The organism is Pseudomonas sp. Pf153, assembly GCF_001269775.1.
Lineage (GTDB): Bacteria > Pseudomonadota > Gammaproteobacteria > Pseudomonadales > Pseudomonadaceae > Aquipseudomonas > Aquipseudomonas uvaldensis.
Map to the genome: position 1 here is coordinate 244,730 of NZ_LHVL01000008.1, position 19,976 is coordinate 264,705.

19 protein-coding genes are annotated in these 19,976 nt (G+C 60.0%); 4 read left to right on the plus strand and 15 right to left on the minus strand.

The features are described 5' to 3' along the window. Window positions 1-49: 49 nt before the first annotated feature. The 9 genes from hutH (AD666_RS04000) to hutC form a co-directional block, all read right to left on the minus strand. Window positions 50-1,582, minus strand: coding sequence for a histidine ammonia-lyase (gene hutH, locus AD666_RS04000; protein ID WP_053147798.1), 1,533 nt, complete (start codon window positions 1,580-1,582; stop codon window positions 50-52). 116 nt (window positions 1,583-1,698) lie between these two features. Continuing rightward, window positions 1,699-3,222 (minus strand): histidine ammonia-lyase, encoded by a 1,524-nt coding sequence (gene hutH, locus AD666_RS04005; protein WP_053147800.1) that lies wholly within the window; start codon window positions 3,220-3,222, stop codon window positions 1,699-1,701. Window positions 3,223-3,362: 140 nt separating this feature from the next. Next, the gene (locus AD666_RS04010) at window positions 3,363-4,193 is read right to left on the minus strand and encodes a glycine betaine/L-proline ABC transporter ATP-binding protein (protein ID WP_053147802.1); all 831 of its coding nucleotides are present in this window, start codon (window positions 4,191-4,193) and stop codon (window positions 3,363-3,365) included. After that, window positions 4,190-5,041, minus strand: a complete 852-nt coding sequence (locus AD666_RS04015; protein ID WP_053147803.1) for a proline/glycine betaine ABC transporter permease — start codon at window positions 5,039-5,041, stop codon at window positions 4,190-4,192. Before AD666_RS04015 ends, AD666_RS04010 begins: the two co-directional genes overlap by 4 nt. Before the next feature lie 71 nt (window positions 5,042-5,112). Next, entirely contained in the window at window positions 5,113-6,081 is a 969-nt protein-coding gene (locus AD666_RS04020) for an ABC transporter substrate-binding protein (RefSeq protein WP_053147805.1), read from the minus strand. A 70-nt stretch (window positions 6,082-6,151) separates the two neighbouring features. Further along, on the minus strand, window positions 6,152-7,618 hold the full coding sequence (locus tag AD666_RS04025; RefSeq protein ID WP_053147807.1) for a cytosine permease: 1,467 nt from the start codon (window positions 7,616-7,618) through the stop codon (window positions 6,152-6,154). A 147-nt stretch (window positions 7,619-7,765) separates the two neighbouring features. Next, window positions 7,766-9,454 (minus strand): urocanate hydratase, encoded by a 1,689-nt coding sequence (hutU, locus tag AD666_RS04030; RefSeq protein WP_053147810.1) that lies wholly within the window; start codon window positions 9,452-9,454, stop codon window positions 7,766-7,768. 379 nt (window positions 9,455-9,833) lie between these two features. Beyond that, window positions 9,834-10,403: a HutD family protein gene (locus tag AD666_RS04035; RefSeq protein WP_053147812.1), complete on the minus strand. Its 570-nt coding sequence runs from the start codon at window positions 10,401-10,403 to the stop codon at window positions 9,834-9,836. Beyond that, entirely contained in the window at window positions 10,400-11,110 is a 711-nt protein-coding gene (gene hutC / locus AD666_RS04040) for a histidine utilization repressor (RefSeq protein WP_172679593.1), read from the minus strand. Before hutC ends, AD666_RS04035 begins: the two co-directional genes overlap by 4 nt. Before the next feature lie 143 nt (window positions 11,111-11,253). Between hutC and AD666_RS04045 the strand changes: the two genes are divergently transcribed. Then, window positions 11,254-12,618: a formimidoylglutamate deiminase gene (locus tag AD666_RS04045; RefSeq protein ID WP_053147816.1), complete on the plus strand. Its 1,365-nt coding sequence runs from the start codon at window positions 11,254-11,256 to the stop codon at window positions 12,616-12,618. Between the two features lie 119 nt (window positions 12,619-12,737). Here the strand turns inward: AD666_RS04045 and AD666_RS04050 are convergent, their stop codons facing one another. Both AD666_RS04050 and bamE read right to left on the minus strand, forming a co-directional pair. Further along, window positions 12,738-13,307, minus strand: a complete 570-nt coding sequence (locus tag AD666_RS04050; protein ID WP_053147818.1) for a lipocalin family protein — start codon at window positions 13,305-13,307, stop codon at window positions 12,738-12,740. Between the two features lie 31 nt (window positions 13,308-13,338). Next, window positions 13,339-13,593 carry an outer membrane protein assembly factor BamE gene (bamE, locus tag AD666_RS04055; protein ID WP_053147820.1) on the minus strand — a complete coding sequence of 85 codons (255 nt, stop codon included), beginning with the start codon at window positions 13,591-13,593 and terminating at the stop codon, window positions 13,339-13,341. 284 nt (window positions 13,594-13,877) lie between these two features. On the opposite strand from bamE, the gene AD666_RS04060 reads away from it, so the two are divergent. The 3 genes from AD666_RS04060 to AD666_RS04070 all read left to right on the plus strand — a co-directional run bounded on the left by AD666_RS04060 (window position 13,878) and on the right by AD666_RS04070 (window position 16,509). Then, window positions 13,878-15,770: a methyl-accepting chemotaxis protein gene (locus AD666_RS04060; RefSeq protein WP_218186699.1), complete on the plus strand. Its 1,893-nt coding sequence runs from the start codon at window positions 13,878-13,880 to the stop codon at window positions 15,768-15,770. A 137-nt stretch (window positions 15,771-15,907) separates the two neighbouring features. Next, window positions 15,908-16,180 carry a type II toxin-antitoxin system Phd/YefM family antitoxin gene (locus AD666_RS04065; RefSeq protein ID WP_053147824.1) on the plus strand — a complete coding sequence of 91 codons (273 nt, stop codon included), beginning with the start codon at window positions 15,908-15,910 and terminating at the stop codon, window positions 16,178-16,180. Next, complete coding sequence (locus AD666_RS04070) at window positions 16,177-16,509, plus strand: type II toxin-antitoxin system RelE/ParE family toxin (RefSeq protein ID WP_053147826.1); 333 nt, start codon at window positions 16,177-16,179, stop codon at window positions 16,507-16,509. The genes AD666_RS04065 and AD666_RS04070 overlap by 4 nt, the downstream gene beginning before the upstream one ends. Window positions 16,510-16,516: 7 nt before the next feature. Here AD666_RS04070 and AD666_RS04075 read toward each other — a convergent pair whose 3' ends face one another. The 4 genes from AD666_RS04075 to AD666_RS04090 form a co-directional block, all read right to left on the minus strand. After that, entirely contained in the window at window positions 16,517-17,107 is a 591-nt protein-coding gene (locus AD666_RS04075) for a DUF924 family protein (RefSeq protein WP_053147827.1), read from the minus strand. Window positions 17,108-17,110: 3 nt separating this feature from the next. Next, window positions 17,111-18,121: a class 1 fructose-bisphosphatase gene (locus tag AD666_RS04080; RefSeq protein ID WP_053147829.1), complete on the minus strand. Its 1,011-nt coding sequence runs from the start codon at window positions 18,119-18,121 to the stop codon at window positions 17,111-17,113. 254 nt (window positions 18,122-18,375) lie between these two features. Beyond that, complete coding sequence (locus AD666_RS04085) at window positions 18,376-19,098, minus strand: TylF/MycF/NovP-related O-methyltransferase (RefSeq protein WP_053147831.1); 723 nt, start codon at window positions 19,096-19,098, stop codon at window positions 18,376-18,378. After that, window positions 19,095-19,961 (minus strand): hypothetical protein, encoded by an 867-nt coding sequence (locus tag AD666_RS04090; RefSeq protein ID WP_053147833.1) that lies wholly within the window; start codon window positions 19,959-19,961, stop codon window positions 19,095-19,097. Before AD666_RS04090 ends, AD666_RS04085 begins: the two co-directional genes overlap by 4 nt. Window positions 19,962-19,976: the final 15 nt, after the last annotated feature.

Here is a 19,976-nt window from a genome sequence, read left to right on the forward strand (position 1 = left end):
GGCTCAACATCGAATCCTTGTGGGAGCGAGCCTGCTCGCGATGAGGCCGTTACAGGCTCGGCAACAATTGTGCTGTGACCAGCTCGTTCAGGCACCGGCTCGCCAATAACTCGCTGGCGGCATTGATGTCCGGCGCAAAGAAGCGGTCTTTCTCATAAAACGGCACCGCCTTGCGCAGCAGGCTGCGGGCCTGCTCCAGCTTCGCAGAGGTTTTCAAGCCGCCGCGCAGGTCCAGTCCCTGGCACGCCGCCAGCCATTCCACCGCCAGGATCCCACGGGTGTTTTCCGCCATTTCCCACAGGCGCTTGCCAGCGGCCGGGGCCATGGAGACGTGGTCTTCCTGGTTGGCCGAGGTCGGCAGACTGTCCACCGAATGAGGGTGGGCCAGTGCCTTGTTCTCACTGGCCAGGGCGGCAGCAGTGACCTGGGCGATCATGAAGCCTGAGTTCACCCCGCCATTGCCCACCAGGAATGGCGGCAGTTGCGACATATGCTTGTCCATCATCAACGAGATGCGGCGCTCGCTCAGGGAGCCGATTTCGGCAATCGCCAGGGCCATGTTGTCGGCAGCCATCGCCACTGGCTCGGCGTGGAAGTTGCCACCGGAAATCACGTCGCCTTCGGCGGCGAACACCAACGGGTTATCCGACACGGCGTTGGCTTCGATCACCAGAACTTCGGCAGCCTGGCGGAACTGGGTCAGGCAGGCGCCCATCACTTGCGGCTGGCAGCGCAACGAGTATGGGTCCTGGACCTTGTCGCAGTTCTGGTGCGAGTCGGAGACTTCGCTGCGCTCGCCCAACAGGTCGCGATACGCGGCGGCGGCGTCGATCTGGCCTTTCTGACCGCGGGCAGCGTGGATGCGCGCATCGAATGGCGAACGCGAACCCAGCACCGCTTCCACCGTCAGACTGCCCAGGGCCAGGGCGCCGGCGAACAGGTCCTCGCCTTCGAACAGGCCGCGCAGGGCGAACGCGGTGGACACCTGGGTGCCGTTGAGCAGTGCCAGGCCCTCTTTGGCCGCCAGCGTCAGCGGTGCGAGGCCAGCGACTTTCAGCGCCTCGACGGCCGGCAGCCATTCACCTTTGTAGCGAGCCTTGCCCTCGCCCAGCAACACCAGGGACATGTGGGCCAGCGGCGCCAGGTCGCCGGATGCACCCACCGAGCCCTTGAGCGGAATGTGCGGATAAACCTCGGCATTGACCAGCGCGATCAGCGCATCGATTACCTGCCGGCGGATGCCGGAAAAACCCCGGCTCAGACTGTTGACCTTGAGCACCATGATCAACCGCACCAGCGCATCGCTGATCGGCTCGCCCACGCCGGCGGCATGGGACAACACCAGGGAGCGTTGCAGATTTTCCAGGTCTTCGCTGGCGATGCGGGTCGAGGCCAGCAGACCAAAACCGGTGTTGATGCCATAGGCGGTGCAATTCTCGGCGAGGATCTGCTCCACGCACGCGACACTGGCTTCGATCTGCGCCGAAGCGCTGGCATCGAGGCTCAAGGTCACCGGGTGCTGATAGATCTCACGCAACTGAGCCAGGCTCAGTTGGCCGGGGATCAGGTTCAAAGCTGTCATTTCATGCTCCTTTTGAGAGTGTTGTTATTCACCCGCCAGTCGCTCCGGAATGTTCCGTTATCCGTCATCCTCGCTTCATGGGCGATGGATGCCTTGGCACGCTGGCGGTTTTTTGATCAATTCAAATTCGGTAAGGCGTTGTGCAGCACGGCCGGTTCTTTCAGCAGCGCGGCGGCGCTGGCGATATCCGGAGCCAGCCAACGATCCTGGTCATAGGCCGGGACGCGCCCGCGCAGCAGCTTCCAGGCAACGTCGGTGCCGGCACCGAAGCGTTGCGTCTTGAGAAATTCAAAGGCCTGGGCCGCCAGCAGGTACTCGATGGCGAGGATCTGCGTACAGTTTTCCAGCGCCCGGTGCAGTTTCAGCGCGGCATTGGTGCCCATGCTCAGGTGGTCTTCCTGCAAGCCCGAGGTGACGAAGTTGTCGACTACCGCCGGCTGCGCCAACTGGCGATTTTCCGCGCACAGCGAGGCGGCGACATACTGCACGATCATCATCCCCGAGTTCACGCCAGGATTGGCCACCAGGAACGCCGGCAGTCCGCTGACGTGTGGGTTGATCAGCCGGTCGAGCCGACGCTCGGCGATGGAGCCGATTTCCGCCATGGCAATCGTCAGCAGGTCGGCAGCCATCGCCACCGATTGGCCGTGGGGATTGGCCTGGGACATCACCCGGAAATTGTCCGGCGTGCCGAGCAACAGCGGGTTGTCGGTGGTGGCGTTGAGTTCGGTTTCGATCTGTTGCCGCGCATGGGCCAACTGATCACGAGCGGCGCCGTGCACCTGGGGAATCGAGCGAATGCTCAACGCATCCTGGGTGCGAATGCCCAGGCTCGAAGCAATGACTTCGCTGCCGTCGAGCAAGGCCCGCAGATTGACTCCGACCTGTTGCATGCCAGGGTGCGGCTTGAGGGCGATGATCTCGGCGTCGAACGCCGCGATCTGGCCACGCTGGGCCTCGAAGCTCATGGCACCGATCACATCGGCCCATTGCACCAGTCGCGTCGCATCGGCCAGGGCCAGGCAACTGAGCCCGGTCATGCAAGGCGTGCCGTTGACCAGGCACAAACCGTCCTTGGCGCCCAGTTGCACCGGTTGCAGACCTTCCGCGGCCAGGGCTTGTTGCGCCGGGACGATTTGCCCGCGATAGCTCACCTGGCCGACACCCAGCAGCGCAATGCTGATGTGGGCCATATGGGTCAGGTAACCCACCGAGCCCTGAGACGGCACTTGCGGGGTGATGCCGCGATTGAGCAGCGCCAGCAACGCCTCGACCACCCGCCGATGAATGCCGGACTTGCCCTGGCTGTAGTTGAGAATGGCGGCGCAGAGAATCGCCCGGGTCTGTTCATCGGCCAACGGCGCACCTACCCCGCAGGCGTGGCTAAGCAGCGTGTTGCGCGACAGCTGGCTGAGTTGTTCGTCCTTGAGCGAGACATTGCACAAAGCCCCCAGGCCAGTGTTGACGCCATAGGCGCGCTCGCCGCTTTCAACGATGCGCTGCACGATGGCCTGGGCATTGTCGATCCGCGCCCAGGCCTGGGCCGACAGCTCGAGCTCGGCCCCGAAGCGGGCGACGGCGACCACGTCCTGCCAGCGCAGCGGGGTGTCGGCGATGATGATTTTTTCAGCCTGGGACATCTTTAACCTCATGCTTACAACCTGAACATTGATGCAGCTTTACTGACGCCTTCGCGAGCAAGCCCGCTCCCACATTGGAATGTGGTCCCCTGTGGGAGCGGGCTTGCTCGCGAAGAGGCCCGCCCAGTCACCAGATTTCTCTAAACCACCGCAGCCCTGCGTTGCACGAACCGATCGACATACTCATCCGCCGGCGAGTGCAGGATCTCTCTCGGCGTGCCGACCTGGATCAGCTTGCCGTCCTTGAGGATCGCGATGCGGTTACCGATACGCACGGCCTCGTCGAGGTCGTGGGTGATGAAGACGATGGTCTTGTGCAGGGTCTTCTGCAGCTCCAGCAACTGGTCCTGCATTTCGGCGCGGATCAGCGGGTCGAGGGCGCTAAAGGCTTCGTCCATCAGGATGATGTCGGTGTCGGCCGCCAAGGCCCGGGCCAGGCCCACGCGCTGACGCATGCCACCGGAGAGCTGGTGCGGGTATTTGTTCTCGTAGCCTTTCAGGCCCACGGTGTTGATCCAGTGCAGCGCGCGCTCGGCGCATACCTGCTTGCTCTCGCCGCGCACCTTCAAGCCGTAGGCGACGTTGTCCAGCACGTTCTTGTGGGGCAGCAGGCCGAAGCTCTGGAACACCATGCTGATCTTGTGCCGGCGGAATTCACGCAAGGCGTTCATGTCCAGTTGCAGGATGTCTTCGCCGTCCACCAGGATCACCCCGCTGGTGGGGTCGATCAGCCGGTTGAAGTGCCGCACCAGAGTGGATTTACCGGACCCGGACAAGCCCATGATCACAAAGATCTCGCCAGTGCCGATGCTCAGCGATAAGTCGTTCACACCGACCACGCAACCGGTTTCGGCCAGGACCTGGTCCTTGGTCTTGTTCCGGCGGATCAGCTCCAGGGCTTCGGTGGAGCGGTTACCAAAAATCTTGAAGACGTTTTTGACTTCGATCTTGCTGATGGCTGCGTTGCTCATTTGCTCACCTCATGCCGAGGACGACCATAGGCCTGGGTAATGCGGTCGATGACCACAGCGAGAATCACGATAGCCAGACCGGCTTCCAGGCCGCGTCCGACGTTGAGAGTCTGGATGCCCACCAGCACGTCTTCACCCAGGCCACGGGCGCCGATCATCGAGGCGATGACGACCATCGACAGGGCCATCATGGTGGTCTGGTTGATCCCGGCCATGATGCTCGGCAGGGCCAGGGGCAGTTGCACGCCGAACAGCTGCTGCCAGCGGTTGGCGCCGAAGGCGTTGATGGCTTCCATCACTTCGCCGTCCACCTGGCGAATGCCCAGGTCGGTGAGGCGAATCAGTGGCGGCGCGGCGTAGATCACCGTGGCGAAAATCGCCGGGACCTTGCCCAGGCCGAACAGCATCAACACCGGAATCAGGTACACGAAGCTCGGCATGGTCTGCATGATGTCCAACAGCGGCATCAGCACCGAACGCAGGCGATTGCTGCGCGCCGATAGAATGCCCAACGGGATGCCGATCAATACCGAGATCAGCGTCGCCACCAGCATCAGGGCGAGGGTCTGCATCAGTTTGTCCCACAGACCCACCGCGCCGACCAGGAACAGCAGGCCGACGATCACCGCCGTGGCCACGACCTTGCGGGTCGCGTGCCAGGCAACGCCACCGACAATCGCCAGCATCAGCCACCAGGGCGCCAGGCGCAGCAAGCCTTCAAGATTGACGATGGCCCACAGCAAGGTGTCGGAGATGTGCCGGAACACATCGCCATAATTTGTCACCAGGGCGTCGACCCAACCGTTGACCCAGTCGGCGATGGAAAAGGTAAAGCTTTCGGGAAACATAAGAGACTCTCGATCAGGTGGATGCGGTGAACGTCCCGGCCAGCCCTCGGGTTGGCCGGGCAATGCTCGACCTACAGAGCCGCGTCGATTTTCCTGGCAGCGTCTTCGCTGACCCAGGCATGCCAGACTTCAGGATGTTCCTTCAGAAAGATCTTCGCCAGTTTCGGCGACTCGATCCGCTCTTTGGCCATGCGGCCCAGGTTCTGGTTCAGGATATCGATGGGCAGGTTGACCTTTTCCAGCACCGCCACCAGCTCCGGAGCCTCGTCGTGGAAGGTCTTGGACAGACCGACCTTGATGGTCACGCTCTTGTCCACGCCCGGCTTTTCTTCCAGCTTCACCAGGTCCACCTGGCCCATCAGTGGCGTTGGCGACCAGTAGTAGAACAGGATCGGCTCGCCACGCTTGTAGCTGGACAACACTGCGGCATCCAAGGCCGGGCCGGTGCCTGGACGGAAGTTGGTGTAGGTTTTTTCCAAGCCGTAGCTCTTGAGCATTTCGCTGTTGTCCAGCTCGCAGGTCCAACCGGCCGGGCAGTTGTAGAAGCGGCCCTTGGACGGCTCTTCCGGGTCCTTGAACACGGCGGCGTACTGGCCCAGGTCGGCGATGTTCTTCAGGCCTGGCGCCTTGGCTTCGATCTTGCGCTTGGCATCGCCCTCGACCACATAGCGCGGTACGTACCAGCCTTCGATAGCGCCGACGACCGGAGCGCCGACACCCACTACCTTGCCGGCTTTCTCGGCCTTGTTCCAGACCTCGCTACGGCCCACCCATTCTTCGGCGAACACCTGAATGTCATTGCTGCTCAGGGCGTTTTCCATGGTGATGGAGTTACCCGGCAAGCTGTCGGTTTTGCAGCCGTAGCCTTTCTCCAACACCACTTGCAGGACGTCGGTCAGCAGCATGCCGCTTTCCCAGTTCAGACCGGCGAACTTCACCGGTTTGCCCGACTCGCACCAACCGGCCGCTTGCGTGGCGCCAGCACTGGCCAACAGGCCCATGGAAAGCAAGGTGGTCAGCAGGGTCTTGTTCGATTTCATTGTGTGACGCTCCTAATCATTTGAGTTGGCTTACGGCAGTCAAGAGGCATCCAGCCCTGTCAACGTCCCATCAGACCGCTTGGATGCGGCCCGCCCTGCTCGGTTGTGCGTCAACCGCGTCCTGCTCGACCGGCAGGATCAATCGATCGGGTACAGCGCTGTGCCACTTCCTGGCTGCGACGTAATACAACACCGCCGGGACCACGAGGCCGATGATCCAGGAAATGTCCACGCCCCCCATCGCGGCCACCAGCGGACCGGTATAGAACTTGGTGGCGATGAACGGCAGTTGAATCAGTACACCCAGCGCATAAACACTGATCCCGAGGAAGTTCCAACGACCGTAGCGACCGTTCGGATCAGCCAGTGCCGGTACGTCATAGCGCTCGCGAGTGATGCAGTAGTAGTCCACCAGGTTGATGGCGCTCCAAGGCGTAAAGAACGCCAGCAAAAACAGGATGAAAGACTTGAACGCACCGAGGAACGAGTGCTGGCCGAGCAGCGCGATCAGGGTTGCGGCGCCGACGATGAACAGCACGAAGACCAGACGCTGCAAGCGCGTGACGTTCAGGTGGCCACGAAAGCCGCTGATGATGGTCGCGATGCACATGAAACTGCCGTAGGAGTTCAGCGTGGAAATCGTGACCTTGCCGAACGCGATGCTGAAGTACAGCAGCGCAGCGGTGGCGCCGGTACCGCCCAGGCCAACGATGTAGGCCACTTCGTGACCGGCGAACTGCCCGTTGGCCGAGGCGGCGGCAAACACGCCGAGGATCATCGCCACCTGTGCGCCAATGACTGAACCTGCGCCTGCGGCAAAAAAGGTTTTCACCGAAGACGTCTTGCTCGGCAGGTAACGCGAGTAGTCCGCCACATAGGGGCCGAAGGCGATCTGCCAGGAGGCCGCGAGCGACACCGCGAGCAAAAAGCTGCTCCAACTGAAATGACGGATTTGCAACAGGGCGCCAACGTCCACCTGACTGATCAGGCGAGCAAACAGGTAAACAAAGGCAATCACGCCAATGAGGCTGGCGACACGGCCAATGAAGTGAATCACCCGATACCCGAGCACCGTGACCAGTACGATGACGCTGGCGAAAATGAAGATGCCGACACTGTCGCTGACGCCAAACAACTGGCCCAACGCCTGACCGGAAAGCACGGTGCCCGTGGCGGTGAAACCCAGGTACATCAGGCACACCAGCACGATCGGGATGGCCGCGCCATACACTCCGAACTGCACCCGACTGGAGATCATCTGCGGCAGGCCAAGCTTGGGGCCTTGCGCCGCATGCAATGCCATGACGCCACCACCGAGCACTTGGCCGATCAGCAAACCGATCAACGACCAGAACACATCGCCGCCCAGCACCACTGCCAACGCACCGGTGACAATGGCCGTGATTTGCAGGTTGGCCCCCATCCAAAGGGTGAACTGGCTCAACAGCCGGCCATGCCGCTCCGCTTCCGGGATGTAGTCGATCGAACGTTTCTCGATCAACGGCTTGCTGCTTGCGCGTGTGCTACTGACAGCCATGGTTCAACCTCTGTGGATTGTTCTGGATTGTGGACCCGCCTCCCCCTGTGAGAGCGGGCTTGCTCGCGAATACGGTGGGCGATTCAATACATGCGTCGGATGTAAAACCGCCTTCGCGAGCAAGCCCGCTCCCACAGATGAGTTCGGTTATTTGCCAGTGATCATCGGCAGGTTCAGCCCCTGTTCCTTGGCGCAATCGATGGCGATCTGGTAACCGGCATCGGCATGGCGCATCACCCCGGTGCCCGGGTCGTTGTGCAGTACGCGAGCAATACGTTCGGCGGCTTCGTCGGTACCGTCGCAGACGATCACCATGCCCGAGTGCTGGGAGAAGCCCATGCCGACGCCACCACCGTGGTGCAGCGACACCCAGGTCGCGCCGCTGGCGGTGTTGAGCAAGGCGTTGAGCAACGGCCAATCGGAGACCGCATCGGAACCGTCCTGCATGGATTCGGTTTCGCGGTTGGGGCTCGCCACGGAACCGGAGTCCAGGTGATCGCGACCAATCACGATCGGGGCCGACAGCTCACCGCTGCGCACCATTTCGTTGAACGCCAGGCCCAGCTTGGCGCGCTGGCCCAGGCCGACCCAGCAGATCCGTGCAGGCAGGCCCTGGAAGCTGATGCGCTCGCGCGCCATGTCCAGCCAGTTGTGCAGGTGGGCGTCATCGGGGATCAGTGCCTTGACCTTGGCGTCGGTCTTGTAGATGTCCTGCGGGTCGCCCGACAGCGCAGCCCAGCGGAACGGGCCGATGCCACGGCAGAATAGCGGACGGATGTAGGCCGGAACGAAACCCGGGAAGTCGAAGGCGTTTTCAACGCCCTCTTCCTGGGCCATTTGGCGGATGTTATTGCCATAGTCAAAGGTCGGAACGCCCATTTTCTGAAAGGCCAGCATGGCTTTCACGTGGACGGCCATGGATTGCTTGGCGGCTTTCACCACGGCAGCCGGTTCGGTCTTGGCGCGGGCACGGTATTCTTCCCAGGTCCAGCCGGCCGGCAGGTAACCGTTGAGCGGATCGTGGGCGCTAGTCTGGTCGGTGACCATGTCCGGACGCACACCGCGACGGACCAATTCCGGGAGGATTTCGGCGGCGTTGCCACAGAGCGCAATGGAAATCGCCTTGCCCTCAGCGGTGTATTTCTCGATACGGGCCAGTGCGTCGTCCAGGTCGGTGGCCTGCTCGTCGACATAACGGGTCTTGAGGCGGAAATCGATACTCACCTGCTGGCACTCGATGTTCAGCGAGCAAGCGCCGGCCAGCGTGGCGGCCAGCGGCTGTGCACCACCCATGCCGCCAAGGCCGGCGGTCAGCACCCAGCGGCCCTTGAGGTTGGAGTCATAATGCTGGCGACCGGCTTCGACGAAGGTTTCGTAGGTGCCCTGGACGATGCCCTGGCTGCCGATGTAGATCCAGCTGCCGGCGGTCATCTGGCCGTACATGGCCAGGCCCTTGGCGTCGAGCTCGTTGAAGTGCTCCCAGGTGGCCCAGTGAGGGACCAGGTTGGAGTTGGCGATCAGGACGCGAGGCGCGTTGCTGTGGGTCTTGAAGACGCCTACCGGCTTGCCGGATTGCACCAGCAGGGTTTCATCGTCGTTCAGGTTGGTCAGGCTTTCGACGATCTTGTCGTAGCACTCCCAGTTGCGTGCCGCACGGCCAATGCCACCGTAGACCACCAGTTCCTTGGGATTTTCGGCGACTTCCGGGTCGAGGTTGTTCATCAACATGCGCAGCGGCGCTTCGGTCAGCCAGCTCTTGGCGGTCAGCGTATTACCGCGAGGGGCACGGATTTCAACGTCACGGTATTTTTCAGGTTTGCGGGTAGCGTCGGTCACAGCAAAAACTCCTCAGCGATCAATCCAGACCAGCCCGGGCAGGGCAGCTATTTCTTGGGACGCTGCGCTGAATGCAGGCACTCATACACATACGTCTTTACTTGTATGTACAAGCATATGCAATCAAGCGGCCAACTTTATTCAGGTACTGCTCGCGGATGATTCGCGAAATCGCTGCGAGGCCCGTGGCGCTTGGGCCGGTGAGCTGAATGAAAATTTCGGGGCGGGAGTTTTCAGCAACAACAGTGAGCGTCACAAAAGCGTGGCTTTGCGCCACGCTGGGGCATTCGGTAACAAGTTGGTGCGCGTAGTGGGAACAACACACGGCTTTTGTGGCGAGGGAGCCTGCTCCCTTTGCCACAAAGCTATTCGGCGGATATCAATGGGCTGACAGTTCAATCACGCAGCACTGCCCGCTCGTGGAAATTTCCAGCAGTCCGGTGTTACCGCTCAATTGCAGACAATCGTAGAGGCCCAGTGCCGCGTCGGATTCGTCGACCCTGACGCACAACGCCGGATCCGCACTGAATACCAGCACCGTCCCCGCCTCGCTGAAAAAACGCTGCTCATTCTTCATCCATTGCACCCGCGCGCGGTAACGCTGCGGTGCATAAATCAGGTTGAAGTCGCGAATCGGCCCGCCCAGCAGCGTGCAATGCACATGGCTCTCGCCGCTGAATGAAAAGGCGTCCAGCGGATGCAGCGGTCGCGTGGTCCGACCATCGACATTGAGCGTCATGCCGTCGCCCTGCAACACGCTGATGACCCGTTCATAACCGGCGAAAGTGGAAAAACCACCCGACTCACCGATATCGGCAATCGACAAGCGCCAGCCGAAACCATCCAGGCCAGTGCCAGCATCACGGGTGATTTCTTCGGTGCTGCCGCCGCCGTTCTTCCATGGCATGCGAGGGTAATTCGCGGCGCGCAGAATATTCATCTGGCTCATTTGTGAAACCGACCTTCCAGGCTATGACGTGAACCGGGATGGATCAGGCGCGCGGCAGTTACCGGCTGGCGCCCGGACCAGGTACGACGGCGGATCAACAGGCATGGCTCGCCCCGCTCGATTTGCAGCAGCTTGCATTCGCTCGGCTCGGCGAGAATCGCTTCCACCACATGTTCGCCTTCGGTCAATGGCGCCACCTGGTTCAGATAGGCATAAGGCGTTTGCAGGGTGAAATCCTGCTTGAGGTAATCCGGCGCCACCAGTGCGTTGACGAAACGATCCTCGATCTGCACCGGAATGTCGTTCTCGAAATGCACGATCAGAGAGTGGAACACCTTCTGGCCTTCGCGCATTTCCAGGGCCAGGGCGCGCTCGGAACCTGCGGCCTCCTCTTCCAGGGTAATGACCTTGCATGTGTGGCGATGGCCACGGGAGGCGATCTCATCGGCGATGTTATGCACTTCGAATAGCGCGGATTGGCTCTTGGGTTCGGCCACGAACGTACCGACACCCTGCATGCGCACCAGCAGGCCATCGGCAGTCATTTCCCGCAGGGCGCGGTTGATGGTCATGCGACTGAAGCCCAACTGGCTGACCAATTCGCTTTCCGATGGCACGCGGTAATGCGGCGGCCAGTTTCCACTGTCGATCTGCTGGGTAATCATTTGTTTGACGCGGGCGTACAAGGGCGCCGGACTGTCACCCATGTTCGCGGCGATTGGTGGTTTGGCAGGCGGAGTCGGCACGGCGGTTCCCTGTTCTGCAAATAAGATTGCTAGCTTGCCGGAGTTTACCGGCCAGGCAAACGTCTGTATATGTATATACAAATTACACACGATGAGGTTTGACCATGCCCGCTTTTTTTGCCGAACGCGCGCTGCTGCCTAGTGGATGGGCCAATGATGTACGTCTTGAGGTCGACGCCAACGGCGTTCTGACTCGTGTCCAGGCCGATTCCCACGCAGACGGCGCCGAACGGCTGAAGGGGCCGCTCTTGCCGGGCATGCCGAACCTACATTCCCATGCATTCCAGCGGGCCATGGCCGGGCTGGCGGAAGTCGCGGGCAACCCCAACGACAGTTTCTGGACCTGGCGCGACCTGATGTATCGCCTCGTCGGAAAAATCAGTCCGGACCAGCTCGGCACCATTGCCCGACAGCTGTACATCGAAATGCTCAAGGCCGGTTACACCTCGGTCGCCGAATTTCATTACGTGCATCACGATACCGACGGCACGCCTTACGCCGACCCCGCGGAACTGGCGCTGCGCATCAGCCAGGCGGCCAGCACCGCCGGTATCGGCCTGACGCTGCTGCCGGTGCTCTATAGCCACTCCGGTTTTGGTGGCCAGGCGCCGAATGACGGACAACGACGTTTCATCAACAGCACCGAGAACTATCTGTCGCTTCAGTCGCGCTTGCAGCCCCTTCTGGCTGGACGGCCGAACCAGGCCCTTGGGCTGTGCTTCCATTCCCTGCGCGCCGTAACACCTGGGCAAATCCATGAGGTTTTGACGGCGAGCGACCGCGATTGCCCGGTGCACATCCACATTGCCGAACAACAGAAGGAAGTCGACGATTGCTTGAGCTGGAGCGGCGCCCGTCCGCTGCAATGGTTATACGAAAACGTCGACGTCGATCAGCGTTGGTGCCTGGTGCATGCCACCCATGCCGACGCTCGTGAAGTCAGCCTCATGGCCAGAAGCCGGGCGATTGCCGGTCTGTGCCTCACGACTGAAGCCAACCTTGGCGACGGCATCTTCCCGGCGGTGGATTTCCTGGCCCAGGGCGGACGCCTGGGTATCGGCTCCGACAGTCATGTGTCGTTGAGCGTGGTGGAAGAGCTGCGGTGGCTGGAATATGGCCAGCGCCTGCGGGATCAGCGACGCAACCGCTTATATCGGCCAGATCAACCGATGGTCGGCCGCACCCTGTTCGATGCCGCCCTGGAGGGCGGTGCCCAAGCCCTCGGCCAACCGGTCGGCGGACTCGGCGTCGGCAAACGCGCCGACTGGCTGGTGCTCGATGGCAACGACCCGTACCTGGCGACGGCAAGTGGCGATGGAATTCTCAATCGTTGGCTGTTTGCCGGCGGGGATCGCCAGGTGCGCGACGTGATGGTCGGCGGGCAGTGGGTGGTACGCGACGGACGGCATGCCGGGGAAGAGGAAAGCGCCCGGGCGTTTGCCCAGGTGTTAGGCGAACTCCTGGGTTGACGCGTAAAAAATGTGGGAGCGGGCTTGCTCGCGAATGCGGTGTATCCGTCGACATAGACATTAACGGATAGACCGTCTTCGCGAGCAAGCCCGCTCCCACATTGGATATTTTCAGGCCCTCAATCCGACGTCTTGGCCATCTGCCGATCCGACGCACGCCAGATCAGTCGAGTCGTGTCGTAGCCCTGCTGACGCGCCCTGCTCAGCAGCTCTTCACGCACGTCGACATTGACTGTCGGAGTACGGGACAACAGCCACATGTAGCGGCGGCTCGGGTCGCCTACGATGGCTGTCTTGTAATCGTCGCTGACGTATAGCACCCAGTATTGTCCCTTCGCCACACCCGGCAGGATCCGCGAGAACCAGGTATCGAACCTGACCCAGAGCTTGTCGGTCTTGCCAGGTACTTGTGGGGTGGCGGTGCCCTTGGCTTCCTCCCACTGCCAGTCCGAGGTCAGGCAGCGATTGAGCACCCCCAGGTCGCCGTCAGGCTTGAGTGTGTAATGAGCTTCGGATTGCGCGCAGTTGCGCTGGAAATACATTGGCAGGCGGGCCAACTCGTACCAAGTCCCTTGGTAACGCTTCAAATTGACACTGTTGACGGTCTTGGGCGCCAACGGGTCTTCGCCAGAAGTGGCACAGCCGGCCAATACCAGGCCAGCCAAAAGCACTAACAATAACCGCTTCATTATTTTTCTCCCGCAGGCCCATGGCCTCGGTTTACTTCAGGCCTTGGCCGGAAAACATCAACACTTTGTCACCGGCATATTGCACGCTGATAAAGCTTTTCTGATCGCCCCAGGTGCAACTGGACATGCCGAGCGCGCCCGAACAATCGGTCGGTTTCCCCAGTAACGTTTCGACTTCGGCCTTGGACATGCCAGCCGACAGCTTGGAATAGTTTTCCTGGTTCACTTTGCTGCACGCGGCCAACAAGACGCACAAAGACAACAACGCGATAGATCGCAGGGACATCGGGTAACTCCTGGAGCGGAAGGGAGGTGGCAGGGTGCCAACCAGAAGCTTAGAAGAGAAAACCCTTGTCTGGTTCCCCGACGAACCTTGTATTTATTGAACAAAAAGGGGGTATTTCGTCGGCAAATCAATCAGTTTGTGATGCCGTCGTGCATTTCGTCGGGATTGCCCCGCCGGCGCCTGATCCCTGGCGCTTCCAGGCCGATAAAAAGAACAGCGCTGTGCCCTGCGTTATGGCAAATTGGCGCCCCTTCCTGACCAGCTCCAGTGCGGTAGCGTTATTAATGACCAGAAACATGAAGTTCAGCCACAAAATTCTGCTGGCTGCCGCCCTCGTGGTGGCCGTTGCATTCGCCTGTTTCATCCTGTTCAACGACTATCGTCAGCGCCAGAGCCTGCATTCGAGCACCGAGACGTCGATGCAGGAACTCGGCAGCCTGACCAGCCGAAACATTCAGACGTGGGTAGAAGGTCGCATCCAATTACTGCAATCGCTGGCCCAGCAGATCGCAACGGACGGCAGCAGCGCCGCCAGCCTCAAGCGCGCCATCGACCTGCCGGCCTACACGGGTAATTTCCAGCTCAGCTATTTCGGCGGCACCGACGGCGTGATGTTCTCGGTACCGGCCGGCAATCGCGCCGCCGACTACGATCCTCGCGCCCGAGGCTGGTACAAGGCCGCCAACGGCGCGCAGCAAACCATCGTCACCGAACCCTACATCGCCGCCTCGTCGGGCAAACTGGTCATCACCGTGGCCACCCCGGTGAAACATCAGAACCAGATGATCGGCGTGGCCGGTGCGGACATCGACCTGTCGAGCATCAGCGCAATCATCAACTCCCTGAACTTCGGCGGCCACGGTCATGCGTTCATCGTCAGCGCCGATGGCAAGATCCTGATCCATCCCGATAGCAAGCGGGTGCTCAAGACACTGGCCGAGGCCTACCCCAACGGTACGCCGCAGGTCAGCCCGGGCATGAAGGAAGTCGAACTCGACGGCAAGACCCAGTTCATGTCCTTCACCCGCGTCAACGGCGTGCCGGGCGCCGACTGGTACGTAGCGCTGGTGCTCGACAAGGACACGGCGCTGGCGATGCTCAGCGAGTTCCGCACCTCGGCGTTGATTGCCATGGCCATTGCCGTGGTGTTCATCATCGCCCTGCTGGGCATGTTGATCCGCGTGTTGATGCAACCGCTGTTGACCATGGGTCGCGCCATGCATGACATCGCCGAAGGCGAAGGCGACCTGACCCGGCGCCTGACCATCCACGGCCACGATGAATTCGGCGCGTTGGGCACATCTTTCAACCGCTTTGTCGAGCGTATCCATACGTCGATCCGTGAAGTGGCTTCGGCCACCGGCCAGGTCAACGAAGTTGCCTTGCGCGTAGTCAGTGCCTCCAATTCATCGATGTTCAACTCTGATCAACAAGCCTCGCGCACCAGCAGCGTGGCCGCAGCCATCAACCAGCTCGGCGCCGCCGCCCAGGAAATTGCCCAGAACGCCGCCCTCGCCTCGCAGCACTCAAGCGAGGCCCGCAGCCTGGCCGAAGACGGCCAGCAAGTGGTGGACAAAACCATCAGTGCGATGCAACAGCTCTCGGCGAAGATCAGTGACTCCTGCGGCAACATCGAAACCCTGAACAGCAACACGGTGAACATTGGCCAGATTCTTGAAGTGATCACCAGCATTTCGCAACAGACCAACCTGCTCGCCTTGAACGCCGCCATCGAGGCAGCCCGGGCCGGTGAAGCCGGGCGCGGCTTTGCGGTCGTGGCCGATGAGGTGCGCAACCTGGCCCACCGCACCCAGGATTCAGCGCAGCAAGTACAGAAGATGATCGAAGAACTGCAGGTCGGTGCACGGGAAGCGGTACTGACCATGACCGACAGCCAGCGCCAGAGCGAAGGCAGCGTCGACATCGCCAACCAGGCCGGCGAACGGCTGGGCAGCGTGACCCAGCGTATCGGTGAAATCGACGGCATGAACCAGTCCGTGGCGACCGCCACCGAAGAACAGACCGCCGTGGTGGAGTCGATCAACGTCGACATCAGCGAGATCAACACGCTGAACCAGGAAGGCGTGGAAAACCTGCAAGCCACGTTGCGCGCCTGTTCCGACCTGGAACAGCAGGCGGCGCGGTTGAAGCAATTGGTGGGGAGTTTCCGGATTTAAAGCGCCTGGATTGGCCCCTATCGAGAGTTCGCTCGCGATAGGGGCCAATCCCGCTGGGGACCGTTTAGACAACACGACCTGACGCAGGACTGAATTAGGACTAAACTCAGTCCACTCAGTTTTGAGAGGTTCCCATCATGAAGTTGTCATCCCAAATCAAACCTATCAGCTATTTGAAAAGCCATACCGCCGAAGTCGTAAAGAGCATCACAGAAACCAGGGAGCCGTTAGTCATCACTCAAAATGGCGAAGCCAAGCTCGTGGTCATGGATGTAAAAAGCTTCGAAGAGCAAGAAGACACCATGGCGCTATTAAAGCTGTTGGCTATGGGTAATAAGGAAATCGAGGAGGGTAAGTACCGGGATGTCGAGGATGTCTTCGCTGAATTGGACGCGGCCGACGAACGATGAGTTTGAAGATCGTAATCCTTCAATCGGCTGAGACCGATCTCAAAGAACTGCGTATTTATCTGACCGAACGGTTTTCTGTTCAAACATGGCAAAGCACCCTTGCCAGTCTTAAGACTGCGATCCGTCATTTGGCGACACTCCCTTATGCGGGGTCGATCCCGGACGAAATAGAAAAGCTGAATTTTGGTCAGTATCGGCAGGTCCTGTCAGGAATGAACAGGATCATTTATGAAGTGCGAGGCCAAACGATTTACATCCATATCATTGCCGATAGCCGCAAAAGCCTGCCCGCGTTACTCATGAAACGGTTGCTTCGAGGTCATCCATAAGCCGCCATTAAAAGCGCGAACCAGGCCTGTTCAAGAATTCCACTTCCTCCGCCGTGGATTCCCTTCCTAACACCGCGTTGCGATGGGGAAACCGCCCAAACCGCGCAATGATCTTCTGGTGCCGTTCGGCATAATCGAGATTGTCTTCGAACACTGCCGCGTCCGGCTGCTCACGAACCAGGTCGATAAATCGCGACACGGCCTCGTTCTGCACGGCCAGGTTTTCGCAGTGCTCGAGCACCAGGTAGATGAAGACGCGTTGGATGGGTTTGAGTTGTCGGTCGAAACCCGCCGCCATGCCTTGGGCCACCAGCGCTTGGGCACGCAGGTCCCCGGCAAAGGCTTTGGGGGTGTCGCGAAAGATCATTCGTGGCAATTGGTCGAGCAGCAATACCAGGGCCAGCCAACCTTCGGGGCGTTGCGCCCAGTCGGTCAATTCGCCGGCCAGCGCCTGTTCGACCTGATCGCCAAAACGCTCCCGCGCCTGGCGATCATGGCCCTTGCCGAACCACAGCTTGCCCTTTTCAGCGGCTATATCGTCCGGCGCCTCGGCTGAACCGAACCACCAATCGAGCAACGACTGCCAGGGCTGGGCCATGGTTTATTCCTTGTGGTAGGCCGTGGCGCGGGCCACTTCTTCTTTCGATCCCAGGAATACCGCAACGCGCTGGTGCAGGCCTTCAGGCTGGATGTCGAGAATGCGCTGATGGCCGTCAGTGGAAGCACCACCGGCCTGCTCCACCAGGAACGACATCGGGTTGGCTTCATACATCAGGCGCAGCTTGCCCGGCTTGGTCGGTTCGCGGCTGTCGCGTGGGTACATGAAGAGGCCGCCACGGTTCAGGATGCGGTGTACGTCGGCGACCATCGCGGCGACCCAACGCATGTTGTAGTTCTTCTTCAACGGGCCTTCCTCACCCGCCAGCAACTCGCTCACGTAGCGCTGCACCGGGGCTTCCCAGTGACGCTGGTTGGACATGTTGATAGCAAATTCCTGGGTGGTTTCAGGGATGGTGATGTCTTCGTGAGTCAGTACGAAGCTGCCCATCTCGCGATCCAGGGTGAAGCCTTTCACGCCGTCGCCCAGGGTCAGTACCAGCATGGTCTGAGGACCGTAGATCGCGTAGCCGGCGGCTACCTGTGCGGTACCTGGTTGCAGGAAGGCCTTTTCGTTCAGGGCTTCGTTCTGGCTCAGGTACTCGTTCGGGCAGCGCAGTACCGAGAAAATGGTACCGACCGGTGCGTTGATGTCGATGTTCGACGAGCCGTCCAATGGGTCGAACACCAGCAGGTAGGCGCCCTTGGGGTACTTACCCGGGATCTGGTAGGCATTGTCCATTTCCTCGGACGCCATGCCGGCCAGGTGACCGCCCCACTCGTTGGCTTCGAGCAGGATTTCGTTGGACAGCACGTCGAGCTTCTTCTGCACTTCGCCCTGTACGTTCTCCGTGCCCATGCTGCCCAGGACACCACCCAGGGCGCCTTTGGATACGGCGTGGCTGATCTCCTTGCACGCACGCGCCACCACTTCGATCAAAAAGCGCAGATCGGCAGGGGTGTTGTTGCTGCGGGTCTGCTCAATCAAATAGCGACTCAAGGTAACGCGGGACATGGACGGCTCCGAAGAATAGGGGGCGGAAAAACCTGCGCAGTTTAGCGCGAGTCGGGACTTAATTCCTCCTATGAGACGGGATATGGGGGATTGAGTTCACGAGATGGCAATCGCCATCCGTTGCAATACGGAAAAATCGGACCCCCATCAACATGGAGGTACCCGATCCTGGCTAGAGCTTGCAGACTATCCGCTCCGACTTCTGTATGCCCCGAGTCACAAGCCGCTCGACCGAAGCAAAGGCCGAAGTGTTCTCAAACGTGGAAGTAACCCACACACGAATCGAACGGCAGACGTTTGAGTTCGATCTTGTTCAGATCGAGCACTTCGCGCAAGGCTTTGGTTTCTCCTGGAAAGTTACGGTAGGCAACTTCGTCGAGCACCACGATCGCACCTTTTGGCATATACGGCAGGAACGTTTCCAGAGCGACCTTGGTTGATTCGTACAGGTCGGTGTCGAGGATCAGCATCGCTACCACCAGGTCAGGGCGGGTCTGGACCCATTCCGGCACGGTTTTGACAATGTCTCCCTTGACCAATTCACAGCGCGGGATGCGGTTGACCGGGCGCAACAGGTCGTTGGCATCGATCATTTCCTGGATCAAGGACTGGTCGGTGTCGGAGAACATGGTTTCATTGACGTCCGCCGGGTCTTCTTTCTTGTCGATACTCTGGAACCCCTCGAAGGTGTCGAAGCCGATGATCGAGCGATTGATCGCATAGGGTTCCAGGATCATTGAAAGGTGCATATAGAGCATCAACGAGTTGCCCTTGTACACGCCGCATTCGATGATCGCCCCCGGTATTTCGGCGACCTTCTTGAACAGTTCCATGCGCGACAGCGCAGCGGTAACGCCAATGCGATGGGCAAAGACAAATGGCGCGTCGGCCACATACTCGGCGTCCACCCGTTTCAAGACATTGGCACGAGTCTCGTTGTACTGAGCCTCGGCGGGCGTAATGCGGCGCTTGGTCATTGCTGGATTCCTTGGAAATTCGAGAAGTCGTGAGCGTGGAAATAATCTTTGAAGCCTGCACCAACGTCCGGACAAGCGCTGTCTACGTTGATCGCACCGCGCTTGTGCTTGAGATCGTCAAGATGCATCAAGCGAAAATCCACGCTGAAACGGGTTAGTTGAGTGTAGTTGGGAACGGTGCCATGCAGGTGCGAACCTGAGAAAACCAGCATGTCGCCCATATTGCCGGCTACGCGCAGCTCCGACGAAGTATTGATCTGCTCCAGCGGAACCGGGTGTACCCGGGCTTCTTCCTTGAGGTTTTCCTTGGCCCGATGACGCTGGTTGCTGATCCAGTCAGACAGGCTCCAGTCCTTGGAAGTATTTTCCACAGGGACATCGAAATAGCCCCCATTGATCATCATGGTCTGGTCGGCACTGATGGTGTGTACCGGCATCCACGTGTTGATTTGACAATCGACCCCACCGTACCAAGTATCACGGTGGGGTTTATAGGCATAGCTGACGCCAGCGTGCAGGTAGTCATAATTGGGTACTACACGGATCCGGGGCACGTCGAAAATAAACTCGCGAGGGTCAGCGCCGATTTCATAAATGAAACCCTGGATCAACTCTTTAACGCGCAAGCTGTTGGTGAACTGCCCCTTGAGGCGTGTAACCAGCGCCACGAACTCTTCTACCGGCATCAATGTGTGCAAGGCTTGATGATTAGTCTCGCCGTTGAAGGCGGCAGTGATGCTTTCCTGGGCGAACGCGCACAACTCTCTGGCAATGCGCAATTGAGTGTTCAGGAAGATGTCGCCTGCGTAAATAGCCTCTTTGAAGTCAGCTTTGTTCTGAAGCTGATTGATGTACAGATTCACGGGTCCCCTCCTGAA